The 14,764-nt window shown below is 66.7% G+C and carries 13 protein-coding genes and 2 pseudogenes; 8 read left to right on the top strand and 7 right to left on the bottom strand.

The features are described 5' to 3' along the window. Window position 1: 1 nt before the first annotated feature. The 8 genes from glnT (at window position 2) to MSPGM_RS18745 (ending at window position 9,801) form a co-directional block, all read left to right on the top strand. On the top strand, window positions 2–1,375 hold the full coding sequence (glnT, locus tag MSPGM_RS18780; protein WP_012254934.1) for a type III glutamate--ammonia ligase: 1,374 nt from the start codon (window positions 2–4) through the stop codon (window positions 1,373–1,375). Between the two features lie 12 nt (window positions 1,376–1,387). Next, entirely contained in the window at window positions 1,388–1,759 is a 372-nt protein-coding gene (locus MSPGM_RS18775; RefSeq protein ID WP_261925865.1) for a cupin domain-containing protein, read from the top strand. Between the two features lie 161 nt (window positions 1,760–1,920). Continuing rightward, window positions 1,921–2,730 (top strand): urea amidolyase associated protein UAAP1, encoded by an 810-nt coding sequence (locus tag MSPGM_RS18770; RefSeq protein ID WP_261925864.1) that lies wholly within the window; start codon window positions 1,921–1,923, stop codon window positions 2,728–2,730. A 14-nt stretch (window positions 2,731–2,744) separates the two neighbouring features. Further along, a complete protein-coding gene (locus tag MSPGM_RS18765) occupies window positions 2,745–3,365 on the top strand; it encodes an urea amidolyase associated protein UAAP2 (RefSeq protein ID WP_209688389.1) in 621 nt (206 codons plus the stop codon). Window positions 3,366–3,369: 4 nt separating this feature from the next. After that, on the top strand, window positions 3,370–6,900 hold the full coding sequence (gene uca, locus MSPGM_RS18760) for an urea carboxylase (protein WP_261925863.1): 3,531 nt from the start codon (window positions 3,370–3,372) through the stop codon (window positions 6,898–6,900). A 311-nt stretch (window positions 6,901–7,211) separates the two neighbouring features. Further along, window positions 7,212–9,047 (top strand): allophanate hydrolase, encoded by a 1,836-nt coding sequence (gene atzF / locus MSPGM_RS18755; RefSeq protein ID WP_261925862.1) that lies wholly within the window; start codon window positions 7,212–7,214, stop codon window positions 9,045–9,047. Window positions 9,048–9,143: 96 nt separating this feature from the next. After that, entirely contained in the window at window positions 9,144–9,359 is a 216-nt protein-coding gene (locus MSPGM_RS18750) for a hypothetical protein (RefSeq protein WP_003604125.1), read from the top strand. Window positions 9,360–9,579: 220 nt separating this feature from the next. Next, on the top strand, window positions 9,580–9,801 hold the full coding sequence (locus MSPGM_RS18745; RefSeq protein ID WP_003604123.1) for a DUF6894 family protein: 222 nt from the start codon (window positions 9,580–9,582) through the stop codon (window positions 9,799–9,801). Between the two features lie 45 nt (window positions 9,802–9,846). On the opposite strand, the gene MSPGM_RS18740 is transcribed toward MSPGM_RS18745, so the two are convergent. From MSPGM_RS18740 to MSPGM_RS18710, 7 genes and pseudogenes are all read right to left on the bottom strand, one after another. Further along, on the bottom strand, window positions 9,847–10,371 hold the full coding sequence (locus MSPGM_RS18740) for a DNA-binding protein (protein WP_261925861.1): 525 nt from the start codon (window positions 10,369–10,371) through the stop codon (window positions 9,847–9,849). 324 nt (window positions 10,372–10,695) lie between these two features. Beyond that, complete coding sequence (locus tag MSPGM_RS18735; protein ID WP_003604120.1) at window positions 10,696–10,911, bottom strand: hypothetical protein; 216 nt, start codon at window positions 10,909–10,911, stop codon at window positions 10,696–10,698. Window positions 10,912–11,154: 243 nt separating this feature from the next. Next, window positions 11,155–11,337, bottom strand: coding sequence for a DUF3606 domain-containing protein (locus MSPGM_RS18730; RefSeq protein WP_003600567.1), 183 nt, complete (start codon window positions 11,335–11,337; stop codon window positions 11,155–11,157). Window positions 11,338–12,104: 767 nt separating this feature from the next. Beyond that, a pseudogene (locus MSPGM_RS18725) lies at window positions 12,105–12,640 on the bottom strand (IS3 family transposase); the annotation flags it as partial. 63 nt (window positions 12,641–12,703) lie between these two features. Next, window positions 12,704–12,856: pseudogene (locus tag MSPGM_RS18720) on the bottom strand (IS110 family transposase); the annotation flags it as partial. Window positions 12,857–12,907: 51 nt separating this feature from the next. After that, window positions 12,908–13,819, bottom strand: coding sequence for a hypothetical protein (locus MSPGM_RS18715; protein WP_261925860.1), 912 nt, complete (start codon window positions 13,817–13,819; stop codon window positions 12,908–12,910). Window positions 13,820–13,837: 18 nt separating this feature from the next. After that, window positions 13,838–14,485 carry an FkbM family methyltransferase gene (locus tag MSPGM_RS18710; protein ID WP_261925859.1) on the bottom strand — a complete coding sequence of 216 codons (648 nt, stop codon included), beginning with the start codon at window positions 14,483–14,485 and terminating at the stop codon, window positions 13,838–13,840. Between the last annotated feature and the right edge of the window lie 279 nt (window positions 14,486–14,764).

Genomic DNA, 14,764 nt, shown 5'->3' with positions numbered 1-14,764 from the left:
AATGGGCCACGCGAACGACATCGATCCGCAGGTGCGCGCCGTGCAGGAGGATCTGCGCGCCAAGGGCGTGAAATACGTCATCGGCGCCTATGTCGACATCCACGGCGCGCAGAAGGCCAAGGTGGTGCCGATCGACCACCTGCCGCAGATGGCGGCGGGCTCCGAGCGCTATACCGGCTACGCCCTCGACGGCCTGGGCCAAGCCCCGAACGAGGACGAACTCGCCTCGGTCCCGGATTTCTCGCAGGTCATCCAGCTCCCCTGGGAGAGCAAGCTCGCCTGGGCGCCGGCCGACCTCACCTTCCAGGGCAAGCCCTACCCGCTCTCGACCCGCGTCGCCCTCAAGAACGTTCTGGCTCAGGCTGAGGCGATGGGCTTCGGCTTCAATCTCGGCATCGAGTGCGAGATCTTCCTGCTGCGCCAAGCTGCCGACGGCTCGCTGCACACGCCGGTGGCGGACGATAAGCTGGTGAAGCCCTGCTACGATGTGCGCGGCTTCATCGACAACTTCTCCTGGCTCGACAAGGTCGCGACCACGATCAACGATCTCGGCTGGGATCTGTACTCGTTTGACCATGAGGATGCGAACGCGCAGTTCGAGTTCGACTTCCAGTACGCCGATGCGCTGACCATGTGCGATCGGCTGACCTTCTTCCGCATGATGACCAAGCATTACGCGAAGGAGGAAGGGCTCATCGCCACGATGATGCCCAAGCCCTTCGCCGACCGCACCGGCAACGGTGCCCACTTCAACATGTCGCTCTCCGACCGCGAGACCGGCCGCAACCTGTTTGCCTGCGCGCCCGGCGAGGATCCCCGCGGCCTCGGCCTCACCGAGACCGGCTACCACTTCATCGGCGGCGTGCTGCGCCACGGCCGGGCGCTCTGCGCGGCCTTCGCGCCGACCGTGAACAGCTACAAGCGCCTCGTGCGCCAGGGCGCGATGGCGGGCTTCTCCTGGGCGCCGGTGTTCAACTCCTACGGCTCGAACAACCGCACCAACTCGGTGCGCGTGCCGGCCGGCGGCGGGCGCTGCGAGAGCCGCAACGCCGACGGCGCGGTCAATCCCTACCTCGCCGCCGCCCTGGTGCTGGCGGCGGGGCTGGAGGGTGTGCGCGAGCGGATCGACCCCGGCCAGCCCAACGAGGACAACCTCTACGCGCTGAGTGACGGCGAGCGCCGGGCGCGCGGCATCGCGTTCCTGCCCCAGACCCTGCAGGAGGCGGTCGACGCCTTCGCCGCCGATCCCCTGGTCGAGGCGACGCTGGGCTCAGGCCTGCGCGAAGAGTTCATCCGCACCAAGCGCGAGGAGTGGAACGCCTACCATCTCACGGTGAGCCCGTGGGAAATCGAGCGCTACAGCCACCTGTTCTAGGCGGAGGCTCCCATGAAGACCGTCATCGCCTTCGCGAACAGCACCGCCGAGCCCTCGACCTACCGGCCGGCGCCCGAGCGCATCCTGGCTGGAGACCCGGTTCAGACCGCGACGCTTCACTTCACCAGCGCCGACGGGCGCTTCTCCGCCGGCACCTGGGCGGCGGAGCGGGGGACGTGGCGGGTCGTCTTCACCGAGAGCGAGTTCTGCCACCTTCTCGAAGGGGTGATCGTCGTCACCGACGAGGCCGGCACCCGGACCACCTTCCGGGCCGGCGACGCCTTCGTCTCGCCCGCCGGCTTCACCGGCACCTGGGAGATCGTCGAGCCCGCCCGCAAGCTCTTCGCCTTCTACGAGTCACCTTCGAACCCTGGTGGCTCATGAACGTCCCATCCTCGCCCTCATCCTGAGGTGGCGGCGCGAAGCGTCGCCCTCGAAGGAGGGCGGGGGACAGGACATCGCAACCTCTTCTGGCCTGCCGGGACGGCCCGGCCGCGACAAGGCTTTTGGACCGGGACGACCCGGCCCCATCGGAGACATGCGCAATGTCGGACGAAGCGAGCCAGATCGCCGAAAACCGCCGCCGCTACGAAGAGCTGAAGCAGGCCGGCCAGGGCCACGCCCCGCGCGCCCTGCCCGGCCCGAGCCCGCGCGGCGTGCTGCTCGACGAAGGCGCGATCCTCCACCGCGAGATCATCCCCGGCGGCTGGTACTGGACCACCGCCCTGAAGGCCGGGGAGGCGCTCCGGCTCAGCCTCGACCATGGCCCGTCGAGCATCGCGCTGGTGGCGTGGTCGGCCACCGACACGAGCGAGCGGCTGAACTATGCCGACACCGTCAAGGTGCAGTGGACGGCCGCCCTCGCCAAGGGCCGGGTGCTGTTCTCCGACATGGGCCGGGTGATGCTCTCGCTGGTCGAGGATTCCTGCGGGGCGCATGACGCGCTCGTCGGCGGCTCCAATGCGGCCTCGAACGCGGCGCGCTATGCCGGCGGGCCGCATCGCAACACCCGCGACAACCTCGTTCTGGCCGCCCTCAAGAGCGGGCTGGAGCGGCGCGACATCCCTCCTTGCGTCTCGTTCTTCGCCCCCGTCGTCGTCGGGCCTGAGGGCCGCTTTGCCTGGAACGCCGCCGGCCGCAGGGCGGGCGATTTCGTGGACCTGCGCGCCGAGATGGACCTGATCGTCACCCTCTCGAACTGCCCCCATCCCCTCGACCCGGCGCCCGATTACGCGCCGAACCCGGTGGCCGTGACCCGCTTCCGCGCCCCGCCCCCGGCAGCCGACGACCTCTGCCGCACCGCCACGATCGAGGCCGTGCGCGGCTTCGAGAACAACGCCGCCGCCGGCTTCTGAGGGGAGCGACACCGATGACCGACACCGTGACCACGCTCTTCGACGCCATCGTGCCCGCGCAGGCGCCGTTCTCCACCCTCGTGCGGGCCGGCCAGACCATCCGCATCGAGGACAGCCAGGGCTGCCAGGCCGTCGATACCCTGTTCTACCGCGCCGACGACATGGGCGAGCGCTACTCGTCCCAGGATACGGTGCGCGCGCAGGGCGCGGCCTACGTCACCACCGGCACGCGGGTGATGTCGAACGAGGGCCGGGTGATGCTCACCGTCACCGCCGATTCCTGCGGGCGCCACGATACCTCGGCCGGGGCCTGCTCCTGCGAGAGCAACACCGTCCGCTTCGGCCACGCCACCAAGTATCTCCACGCCTGCCGCGAGAATTTCGCGCTGGAAGTCGCAAAGTACGGCCTGTCGAAGCGCGACATCGTGCCGAACATCAACTTCTTCATGAACGTGCCGATCGAGCAGGATGGCGGGCTGGCCATTGTCGATGGCGTTTCCTCGCCCGGCGACTATGTCGAGCTGCGGGCCGAGATGGACGTGATCTGCGTGATCTCGAACTGCCCGCAGATCAACAACCCCTGCAATGGCTTCAACCCCACGCCGATCCGCGTGACCGTCCGCGGCGAGGCTTGAGCGCATGTTCGCCAAGGTTCTGGTCGCCAATCGCGGCGAGATCGCCGCCCGCGTCGTGCGCACATTGCGGCGCATGGGCATCGCCTCGGTCGCCGTCTACTCCGACGCTGACCGCTTCACGCCGGGCGTACTCGCCGCCGACGAGGCCGTGCGCCTCGGCCCCGCGCCGGCCGCGCAGAGCTATCTCGATGTCGAGGCCGTCATCGCCGCCTGTAAGGCGACCGGCGCAGAGGCCGTCCATCCCGGCTACGGCTTCCTGTCCGAGAATGTCGGCTTCGCCGAGCGGCTGGCGGCGGAAGGGATCGTCTTCATCGGCCCGCGCCCGGAGCATCTGCGCGCCTTCGGCCTCAAGCACACGGCCCGCGAACTCGCCAAGGCCAGCGGCGTGCCGCTCCTGCCCGGCACCGACCTCTTGCCCGATGTCGAGACGGCGCTGCGTGCGGCCGAAGCGATCGGCTATCCGGTCATGCTCAAGAGCACGGCGGGCGGCGGCGGCATCGGGATGCAGCTCTGCCATTCGGGCCAGGAGCTGGCCGAGCGCTTCGCCGCGGTCGAGCGCACCGCGCGGGCCAGCTTCGGCGACGCTCGCGTCTATCTCGAGCGCTTCGTGGCGCAGGCCCGCCATGTCGAGGTGCAGATCTTCGGCGACGGGCGCGGCCGCGTCGTGGCGCTCGGCGAACGCGACTGCTCGCTCCAGCGCCGGAACCAGAAGGTGATCGAGGAGACGCCGGCCCCCGGCCTCTCCGACGCCGTGCGCGCCCGGCTCCACGCCGCGGCGGTTGCGCTGGGGGAGAGCGTCGCCTACGCCTCGGCCGGCACCGTCGAGTTCATCTACGATCCGGACCGCGAGGATTTCTCGTTCCTCGAAGTGAACACGCGGCTCCAAGTGGAGCATCCGGTGACGGAGGCGGTGTTCGGCATCGATCTCGTCGAATGGATGGTGCGCCAGGCCGCGGGCGAAGACCCGATCACGGCGGCCGGGCCACTCGTGCCGAGGGGCGCGGCAATCGAGGCCCGGCTCTACGCGGAGATCCCGCACGCCAACTTTTCGCCGAGCGCCGGCCTGCTGACCGAGGTGCGCTTCCCCGAGACCGCCCGCATCGACGGCTGGATCGCCACCGGCACCGAGGTCACCCCGTTCTACGACCCGATGCTGGCCAAGATCATCGTCACCGGGCCCGACCGTCCGGCGGCTTTGGCCGCACTCCGGGCAGCGCTGGCCGACACCGCCATCTCCGGCATCGAGACCAACCTCGACTACCTGCGCACCATCGCCGCCTCCGACCTGCTGGCGAGCGGGCGCGTCGCGACCACGGCCCTGCGCGACCTCGCCTATGCTCCCAAAAGCATCGAGGTGCTGCTGCCGGGCGCCCAGTCGAGCCTTCAGGAACTACCCGGCCGGCTCGGCCTGTGGGAGGTCGGCGTGCCGCCGAGCGGGCCGATGGATGCCCGCTCCTTCGCCCAGGCCAACGCCCTCGTCGGCAACGGGCAGGACACCTGCGCCCTCGAACTCACCGTTTCGGGCCCGACGCTGCGCTTCCACACGGACGCTCGGGTGGCGCTCGCGGGCGCCGCGATGCGGCTCACCCTCGACGGGGAGGTGCGCCCGCACGGTCAGGCCTTCTCGGTGAGGGCAGGCCAGACGCTCGCCATCGGCGCGATCGAGGGGCCGGGCCAACGCGCCTATCTGGCCCTGCGCGGCGGCCTCGCGGCGCCCGTGGTGCTCGGCTCGCGCGCCACCTTCGCGCTGGGCGCCTTCGGCGGCCACGCCACCGGCGTGCTGAAGGCCGGCGACGTGCTTCATCTCGGCGACGCACCGGAAATCACCGCCCCCCCACCCGAGCCCGCGCCGCTGACGCAGGATTGGGAGATCGGCGTCGTCTACGGCCCGCACGGCGCGCCGGACTTCTTCCAGGAGGCCGACATCGCCGATCTGTTCTCGGCGTCCTACGAGGTGCACTTCAACTCGGCCCGCACGGGCGTGCGCCTGATCGGCCCGACGCCGCGCTGGGCACGGACCGACGGCGGCGAGGCGGGCTTGCATCCCTCGAACCTGCACGACAACGCCTACGCCGTCGGCGCTATCGACTTCACCGGCGACATGCCGATCCTGCTCGGCCCCGACGGGCCGAGTCTCGGCGGCTTCGTCTGCCCCGCGGTGATCGCCCGCGACGAGCTGTGGAAGATGGGCCAGCTCCGGCCCGGCGACACGGTCCGGTTCCGGCCCCTGGCCCGGCCGGAGGATGCGCTCGCCGCCCCGGCCCTGATCGGCGGCGCGAGCGTCGGAGCCGGCTCGCCCATTCTCGCCCGCGACGAGACCGGCCCGGTCCCCGTCGCCTATCGCCGCCAGGGCGACGACAACCTCCTCGTCGAGTACGGCCCGATGGCCCTCGATATCGGCTTGCGGCTGCGCGTCCACCTGCTCGCCGAGGCGGTGCGCGCCGCGCGGCTGCCCGGTCTGACCGACCTGACGCCGGGCATCCGCTCGCTTCAGATCCACTACGACGGCACGGCGCTGCCGCGCGCCCGCTTGCTCGGCAGCCTGCGCGAGATCGAGGCCGGATTGCCGCCGGCGGAGTCGGTGAGCGTCCCAAGCCGCACTGTGCACCTGCCGCTCTCGTGGAACGATCCGCAAGCGGAACTCGCCATGCGCAAGTATCAGGAGCTGGTGCGACCCAACGCGCCCTGGTGCCCCTCGAACATCGAGTTCATCCGCCGCATCAACGGCCTGCCCGACGAGGCGGCGGTGCGCAGCATCATCTTCGATGCGAGCTACCTCGTGATGGGGCTCGGCGACGTCTATCTCGGCGCGCCGGTCGCCACCCCGGTCGATCCGCGCCACCGCCTCGTGACCACCAAGTACAACCCGGCCCGCACCTGGACGCCGGAGAACGCGGTTGGGATCGGCGGCGCCTATATGTGCATCTACGGTATGGAGGGGCCGGGCGGGTACCAGCTGTTCGGACGCACGATCCAGGTCTGGAACACGTGGCGGACCACCCGCGAATTCGTGCCTGGCCATCCCTGGCTGTTGCGGCCTTTCGATCGCATCCGATTCTTCCCCGTCAGCCACGCCGAACTCACCGAGGCCCGCGCCGCCTTCCCGCACGGCGCCTATCCGATCCGGATCGAGGACGGCACGTTCTCCTACGCCGAGCACCGAAGGATGCTCGCGGGCAACGCCGCCGAGATCGAGCAGGCGGGGGCGCGCCAGAGGGCGGCCTTCGCCGCCGAGCGCGAGCGCTGGAAGGCGGAAGGCCTCGACAGCTTCGTCGCCGACGAGGCGGTGGCGGCGGAGGCCGCCGAGATCCCGCCGGGCTGCGAGGGCGTGCCGACCACCGTGCCCGGCAATGTCTGGAAGGTTCTCGTCGGCGCCGGCGAGACCGTGGCCGCCGGCCAGACGGTGGCGATCCTCGAATCGATGAAGATGGAGGTGGCGGTCACCGCCCCCGTCGGCGGCCGGGTCCGCGAGATCCGGGCCCAGCCCGGCCGCACCCTGCGCGGCGGCGACCTCGTCGCCATCCTCGAGACCTGAGGGCGGGACGGATCTTGCAAGGCTCGAGCGGCCGGACGGCGGAGTCCGCCCGGCGCGCTCCTCGCACAGGCACGGAGACGGCCGATGATGCAGCAGATCCACCGCGCCCTCACCGCGATCCTCGGTCTGGTCGTGCTCGGCCTCCAGGCCAGGGCCGCCGGACGGCTGCCGCAGGGCGACCGGGGCCGGGAGACGCCGCGATAGGCCTTCCGGCCGCTGGGCCATCAGGCTCGGGCCGCCGGAGCCATCCCCCTTCGAATTTCGGGCCGCGTGCCGCCGGCACGCCGCCCTTCCACGGACGTGAGAGATCGATGCCGGTTCCCGCCTTCCCGAGCCTCAGCGCGCTCCACGCCGCCTATGCCGACGGGCTCTCGCCCGAGGCGGTTCTGGCCGAGATCGACCGCCGCATCGCAGCCGCCGACGATCCCGGTATCTTCCTCGCGCGGGTGCCGGAGGCGGAGATGCAGGCCGCCGCCCGCGCGCTGGGTCCCTTCGACCCCGCGAACAAGCCGCTCTGGGGCGTGCCCTTCGCGGTGAAGGACAATGTCGATGTCGCAGGCTTACCCACCACCGCCGCCTGCCCCGACTTCGCCTATACGCCGCAGGCGACCGCCCCGGCCGTCGAGCGCCTGCTCGCGGCCGGCGCGATCCTCGTCGGCAAGACCAATCTCGATCAGTTCGCCACGGGGCTCGTCGGCGTGCGCACGCCCTATCCGGTGCCGAAGAACGCCATCGATCCGGCGATCGTGCCGGGCGGCTCCTCGTCCGGCTCGGCGGTGGCGGTGGCGCGCGGCCTCGTCACCTTCGCGCTCGGCACCGACACGGCGGGTTCGGGCCGGGTGCCGGCCGGCCTCAACAACATCGTCGGGCTCAAGCCCTCCCTCGGCAGCGTCTCGGGCCGCGGCGTGGTCCCGGCCTGCCGCACGCTGGACACCCTCTCCGTCTTCGCCGGCACCGTGACGGAGGCCGATGTGGTCTTTCGGATCATGGCCGGATACGATCCGCAGGATCCGTATTCGCGCGCCCTGCCCGTTCCACCCCGCCCCGGTGCCCTGCCCCCCGGCCTGAGGGTCGGCGTGCCGGATGCGGCGAGCCTGATCTTTGCCGGCGACGCGCTCTCGGCGAATGCCTTCGACGGGGCACTCGCCGACCTGGACACGGTGATCGGCGGCGCGGCGGTGACGGTCGATCTCGCGCCCTTCTTCGCGGTGGCGGGGCTTCTCTATGCCGGCCCCTGGGTGGCCGAGCGCTATCAGGCGATCCGCGGTTTCATCGAGGAGCGCCCGGAGGCCCTGCACCCGACCACGCGGGCGATCATCGGCGCGGCCACCGGTCACTCGGCGGCGGATGCCTTCGCCGGCCTCTACCGCCTCGCCGAACTGCGCCGGGCGACGGAAGCCGTCTGGCGCGGAATCGACGTGCTCGTGGTGCCGACCTATCCGCGTCCGCGCCGGGTCGCCGACCTCGCTGCCGACCCGGTCGGTCCCAACAGCGAGCTCGGCACCTACACCAACTTCGTCAACCTGCTCGATCTCTGCGCCCTCGCGGTGCCGGGGCGCTTCCGGGCCGACGGCCTCCCGTCCGGCGTCACGCTGATCGCGCCGCGCGGGGCCGACGGTCTCATCGCCGAACTCGGCGCCCGCCTCCACGCGGCGGCCGGCGGCAGCCTCGGGGCGAGCGGCGTGCCGATTCCGGCGGAGGCCGCATCGCCCGGGGATCGCGCGCAAGGGGGAGATCGCGCGCAAGGGGACGAGATCGAGATCGCGGTGGTCGGCGCGCACCTGTCCGGCCTGCCGCTCAACGGCGAGCTGACCGCCCGTGGCGCCCGCTTCCTGCGCGCCGTCCCCACGACGCCGGATTACCGCCTGCACGCGCTGCCCGGCGGGCCGCCGGCCCGGCCCGGCCTGATCCGCGTCGTGCCCGGTTCGGGCCATGCGATCGAGACCGAGGTGTGGGCGCTGGCGCCGGACGCCTTCGGCTCCTTCGTGGCGGGGATTCCCGCGCCGCTCGGGATCGGCTCGCTGTCGCTGGCCGACGGCACGGCGCCGAAGGGATTTTTGGCGGAAGCGGCCGGGCTCGCGGGCGCGCGCGACATCAGCGATCACGGCGGCTGGCGTGCCTATCTCGCCTCCGGGACCGCGACGTAGAGCCGTGCCCGGCCCGATCGCATCGGACCAGAGTCCCTTTGGAGAAACCTCTCGGGGGATGAACCCTTTCCTTGTCGGAAGCCAAGGAGGTTCACGATGGCAGACGCGAAGACGGAGCGGGAGGCGGTCGGGACACAGCCGCCCGGTCGCCCGCTCGGTGAGCGCAGCAAGCCCGAAGCGGAGCCGGATCTCGGACCGACGGGCCCGGCCTCGGCCGAGGGCGAAAAACCCGGCCCTCAATCCGGCGGCTACGATCGGCAATCGCCGGATCGTTCGACGGACAATGCGAAGGGCGGCTACGGCGCCGGCTGAGCCGGCCCGCGGGGCAGGCGGAGCGTGCCGCCTGTCCCGCAAAGCCGGTGTCCGAGGGCCACCGAGGCGATCTCATCCCCAGGGCGCGGCCTGTTCAAAATTGGGGTGTAAGTCTCTGCGAGGCCGTGGGTCGCATTGCCCTTTTCCACCGTCTGTCCCCATATGGGAACGAAAGGCGAACAACCGTCTTATCGGAGTTGGAACGAGGGGCTTGGCGCAGATGGCACGCTACCGCTTTCACGCGACGAACGGCTACGCATGCGTGTTCGACGCGCAGGGCAAGGACATCCGGGTCCCCGCGCGCCTCGTCCGGCGTGCCGACGAGGTGGCCCAGGCGGTGATGAGCAGCCTCGATGACCAAGAGGATTGGTCGCAGTGGCATGTCAGCGTGCATGACCTCAGCGGTCGACGCGTGCTGGTGAAGCCGTTCGTGTCGGGCTGATCGATCGTCCGGCGGAATGCGGTCACGGCGTTGGCCGCGGCTGCTCTACCAGCACACCCGCGGCAAGCGCCGCTTCCACCGCTCACCCAGGCGCAGCGTCTCGCTGCCTGCCCTGTCCGGGCGGCGGCTGACGATGGGGGTTGCCTCCGTCACGGGCTGAGGCGGCTCCGGGACCGCCTGTTCGACGACCTCCTCGACGGCATTCGGGATCGGCACCTTCCGCGGCCGGCCCCGGCGACGCGGGGCGTCCTCTGGCGCGGTGCTGGGCGGCGCAACCCGGCGAACGCGGGGAAGCACCTCGGGCTCGATCGCCGGTTCCACTTCGGGCTCCTGAACCTCCGCGACGAGGAGGCTCGGCAGGATGCGGCGATGCTCGGACGGCGCCTCGTCAGCCGACGTCGGAACGCTGGGCGTGGCGGCCTCGAGCGAGGGCCACAGGGCCGCGGCTTTGGCGTGTCCCGCCTGCTTTTGCGTCTCCCGCGGCAGCTTCGAGGGGATGGAGACGAAGCGAGCTTGGCCGTTCGACTTGGCTTCGACGGTGAACGGTCGCCGAACGCGGTTGCGCAACATACCGATCCTGATGCTGGGAGCTTGGGTCTCTGTTCGAAACACCTTGCTCCCGCACATGCCGTGCCACGAAGTGTTTGTCGAGGCCGGGGAACATCAAGCCTTCATGAGGAGGTGCCTCGGCGAGGGACCGGATGGTCTCAACGTTCCGATCGGGCAGGCTTCGATCTGGCGGACGGGGCGAGACAGTCCGAGCCGCTCATCAAAATCATATCCATCGATGATTTGATCTGGCCTGATGGCTCAAACTGAAGCGCTTGACTGTCGCGTGCGGCTTGCTGAGCGGGAGGGCCTATTGAGCGCCCTCCCCTTTATCACATGCGCCGGTTACATCCGGTGACGCATCGACCGGTGATGGTGCCGATGCATCATCCGCTTGCGCATCATGTGCCGGTGCATCATCCGCCGCTCGTGGTGGGACATGCGAGCCTGCGTGACGCTGCTGTCGGCTTGGATGCCAGCGGGTGCAATCGGCGCTGCCGATGCGGTGCCGGCCGTAAAGCCTCCGAGCAGGATTGCCAGCGCGAGCGTGGTCTTCTTCATCACCATCTCCTTGGGAGCTTAGGGCCGTCCCAGGCAGGGTGGATAGGTGATTATCCTAGGCCAGGGTTCCCACCCGAGAGCATTTTCCTCCAACGACAGGGGCCATGGAGCGCCCCCGCCGGGATCACGCTCGCTGGCCCCTAAAGCCGTCTCCGACCCCATTGCATCAGGCCGGCGTCTCTCGGTCTGTGTTTTGACCCGCCTTCTTTCGCCGAACCGGCGTCCGCTTCGTCGAAAAGCGCTTTAACGCTTCTTGCCCAGCTCCGCCGCGATGTCCTTGGTCATGCGGCCGACCTTTCGGTGCGCGGCGGTGAGCTGGTCCTGCGTGACGCCCCAGCGCTTCATCCAGAACTCGACCGCTTTACGCTCGCTGAGGTCGAGACGGTCCTTGTCGATGAAGCCGCGCTTGTCCTTGAGGCCAGCCATGAATGATCCCGTGAGGTCGTCGGAGGGCGTCGGGTTGGATGAGAGGTGGGCGAGGCCGCCCGTATCTCAAGGCGCGTGCGGAGTTATACCCGAGGGCAATCGACTTCTGCCTGCTGCGCCCGCCAGGGATTGCCTCACGCAGCTCGGGAAGCACCCAAGCCTGGAACGAGCGGGTCGTTGGGTGGCGAACGCGGCGGGTTTCGAGGCCTATTGGGGAGGGCCCCTTTCGCACCGGTGCCTCCCAACCCTCTGACAGTCAACGCGTCTTGCCGGATCAGGCAATTAAACGCGGTCTGGCGGAAGGGGTGCCCGACGCAAGATCCTGACCTTGCTGGTGTTTTTTCGGTCTCTGGGGCTGTGCCCAAGCATTTGCCCAAGCGGGCTGCTCACGCTTTTTCTCGTGCAGTTGGATAATTTGGTGGACAGGAAAATGCCGGCTATGGCTGGGGTGCCAAAATTCTCAGCCAAAACCGAAGGGGTAAGACATCAAGGGGTAATGCCAACGCCCTACGTCGGACACCCTTCCGCCAGTCCGCTTCTAAGCCCTTGGCACCGCGAGAAGCGTTGACTTTCAGAGGGTTGGAAGGCGCCGGTGCTACAGGTCCTTGCCACAGGTGACCCTCTCAGATCGGCCTTGAAACCCGCCTCGTTCGCCGCCCTAAGGCACCTACTCGTTTCGCGCTTGGGTGCCTCCCGAGCTGCGTGAGCTAATCCCTGGCGGGCGCAGTGGGCAGAAGTGGATTGCCCTCGGTGTTGATCCGCTAAGGAATCTTCAGCGTTAGGCAGGCCCGGCTGTGCTCATCGATCAGCGTCAGGATGCGCGGGCTTCGGCCGTCATGGGTCTGTGCCTGGACGAAGTCGAAGCTCCAGACGTGATTGCGGTGGAGCGGGCGCAGTCGCACGCACGAGCCGTCGTTCAGCCACAGGCGGCTGCGGGGTCTATGTCGGCTGGGGACCTTCAGCCCCTCGCGACGCCAGATGCGTTGAACCCGATTCTTGCCGACCTGCCAGCCGCCTGCCTGCAGCAGCGCGGTGATGCGGTGGTAGCCATAGCGCCCGTACTCGGACGCCAGGGCAATGACGGCGCGGGTCAGCGCATCCTCGTCGGCTGGCACGGTCGGCACGTACTGGCTTGATCGACCTGCAGGCCGCCGTACTCCTTGCGCCAGCGGTAATAGCTCTGCTCGGAGATCTCCGCCTCCTTGCACGCCAACGCCAAGCTCTTGCTCTGGGCGGTCTACACCTCGATCTGGCGTAGCTTGAGCACCACCTGCTCCGCGCTCGTCTTCTGTCCTCGCCGCATGTCCGACTCCTTCAGTCCCGGCTGATCCTCTCAATCAGCCCGGTCCAAAGCCAGCCGGTCAGGTCAATCGTGGGCAATCTTGTTGAGTGTCACCGGGAGTTTCCGCATCGACGCAACAAGCGGGCTTTTGTTGGTCCGACCCCGTTGAGTAAGCTGCTCGTAGAAGGGCCGGAAGGGAAGGCCTCGCCGAAACGCGGTCAAGGCTGCCATGTGCACCTTACGCCATATCGCAAGATGATTCACGCCGGCGGAATAGTAGGATGAGATTCAGCTGATAATAATTTTGTGTTTTTCCACTAAAGCACGCCCAGATTTATCATACTGCCCAAAATTGATGGCTGCATCTAACTCCATGCCAGTGGATACATGGCCTTTGATGCAAATGAGAGAGGAATGGCCGAGAATGGCTGAAAGGTATCCAAAAGTGCTGCCATACAGGCTTACAATGTACTTGCATCTTGACATTGCTAGCATGTCTCTCAAGGCGTCTTGTACCGCTCTTACATCGGTGCCTTTCTCCCGACTTTCAACAGGGAAGGAGGAGGCCCCAAACTCTTCCTTGAATAAGCTGACGACTTTCTCGTCGTCAGAGCACACATGAATAGCATGCCCGGCGTTTGCTGAGGCTGTCGCAATCTTTCTATAAAATTCAAGGCTGATCGTGTCGAGCCAGCTTGTGTTAAACTTGTCGTCTCGGTAGCCTCGCCTGATATGGATGCCGACACTGTTCTTCAGGGACGGTACCGTATGTGCATATTGATCAACACTAAATTTAATATTTGATAGTACCCCAAGGGCATCAAGATCGCTGGCAAAAGTGGCGAGTTGGTGACCTTCGTGTCTAAATCTGTGGCGAATCTGATCATCATCCAAAAAGACAGTATTAGAAAATACTACAACATCGCCACGCTTAGGCATCTCGACGAGCGCACTTCCGCTCTGGCGACCTTCATAAGCGGAAAAGCTGCGATCTATAGAGGGGATGTTATCAAGCTGACTCCGCTCGATCGTCAAGTTTTTTTCAAACAGATCGCCGAATTGGCAATAGCATTCATCATCAGCTATCCAAGATACGTAACATTCGCCGCCGCGTCTGCGTGCCAACTGGATTCCAGACAGCACAGCTAGCAATCTGTTCCCTAGCCCGCCCAGCGGAATCACAAAAACATCGTTAGACAAGCTTTCCTCCTTCGCAAATCAAATATCGCGCTTGATAAACAGCGCATCTCCATACTTCTTACTATTCATCTCCAAATCGTATAAATCGAAACCCCATACTCGCATGAAACTCAGCATGTCGAAAAAGCTGACGTCTCCTTCGTATAGGCCGCCATGAGAAACTTCTGTATATACATATTTTGCCTCAGTTAGAGCTGACTGTGCACCTTGAAGTACCATAAGTTCTGCCCCCTGACAGTCTAAAAATATGAATTCAAAGGGCCTGTTCAGTCCATACTCCAAACGTACATCTGCAACAATCTTGTCAACGGTTGTTGTAGTTAGCGCAATAGATTGATCAAAACTAACCTCCGGATGAGCATTGATGTGGTTGGCAGGGGGTAAAATGCTTGACGACGCGCCCCAATTCGAGGCTACGTGGAATTTTATCTCTTTTCCGCAAGTATTAGAGCAAACAGCTTGAACTGGAATGTATGATGGACTATCGGCGACGGCTGCTTTAATGCTAGCTATGCAGTTGTCGAGTGGGTCGATAAGAATCGCTGATTCTACCCCATACGCTCTATACGCGCTTACCTCTTCAGCATTGTGGGCTCCGACTTGTATCAAGCTCCCCGGAATCGGCCTGCTAAGCTTTTTGAGTATTTCGAAACCTGTGAATTGCATCGCGGTACCCACTTTGCGCCAGCACAATCTGGCAACGCATGATCGGTGTTTTCGGACGAGGAGCCTTCTGGCAAGGAGTGTTGATAGTGCCTGTTGCCTGATAGGGCTAGCCCCGTATGGCCAGCTCGATGCTAGACTGCGCGGCCTTAAAAATTTGGGTCTTCGACGGGCAAGAGCTGTTGCCGATCGCGAGGAGTCGTCATGGGTTCGGTCCTGCGGCGCGACCTGATTCCCTGCTGATCTTCGGCAGGAGGGGGGATGGCGGCACGGTTATCGTCG

Origin of the sequence: Methylorubrum sp. GM97, assembly GCF_024347855.1 — a bacterium.
Taxonomy (GTDB): domain Bacteria; phylum Pseudomonadota; class Alphaproteobacteria; order Rhizobiales; family Beijerinckiaceae; genus Methylobacterium; species Methylobacterium extorquens.
Note: the sequence above shows the minus strand (reverse complement) of the source record. Positions and strands in the feature narration are given on the sequence as shown.

Coding starts and splice junctions, on each gene's coding strand:
- glnT (WP_012254934.1), top strand. CDS start 2: ATGGGCCACGCGAACGACATCGATCCGCAGGTGCGCGCCGTGCAGGAG.
- MSPGM_RS18775 (WP_261925865.1), top strand. CDS start 1,388: ATGAAGACCGTCATCGCCTTCGCGAACAGCACCGCCGAGCCCTCGACC.
- MSPGM_RS18770 (WP_261925864.1), top strand. CDS start 1,921: ATGTCGGACGAAGCGAGCCAGATCGCCGAAAACCGCCGCCGCTACGAA.
- MSPGM_RS18765 (WP_209688389.1), top strand. CDS start 2,745: ATGACCGACACCGTGACCACGCTCTTCGACGCCATCGTGCCCGCGCAG.
- uca (WP_261925863.1), top strand. CDS start 3,370: ATGTTCGCCAAGGTTCTGGTCGCCAATCGCGGCGAGATCGCCGCCCGC.
- atzF (WP_261925862.1), top strand. CDS start 7,212: ATGCCGGTTCCCGCCTTCCCGAGCCTCAGCGCGCTCCACGCCGCCTAT.
- MSPGM_RS18750 (WP_003604125.1), top strand. CDS start 9,144: ATGGCAGACGCGAAGACGGAGCGGGAGGCGGTCGGGACACAGCCGCCC.
- MSPGM_RS18745 (WP_003604123.1), top strand. CDS start 9,580: ATGGCACGCTACCGCTTTCACGCGACGAACGGCTACGCATGCGTGTTC.
- MSPGM_RS18740 (WP_261925861.1), bottom strand. CDS start 10,371: ATGTTGCGCAACCGCGTTCGGCGACCGTTCACCGTCGAAGCCAAGTCG.
- MSPGM_RS18735 (WP_003604120.1), bottom strand. CDS start 10,911: ATGAAGAAGACCACGCTCGCGCTGGCAATCCTGCTCGGAGGCTTTACG.
- MSPGM_RS18730 (WP_003600567.1), bottom strand. CDS start 11,337: ATGGCTGGCCTCAAGGACAAGCGCGGCTTCATCGACAAGGACCGTCTC.
- MSPGM_RS18710 (WP_261925859.1), bottom strand. CDS start 14,485: ATGCAATTCACAGGTTTCGAAATACTCAAAAAGCTTAGCAGGCCGATT.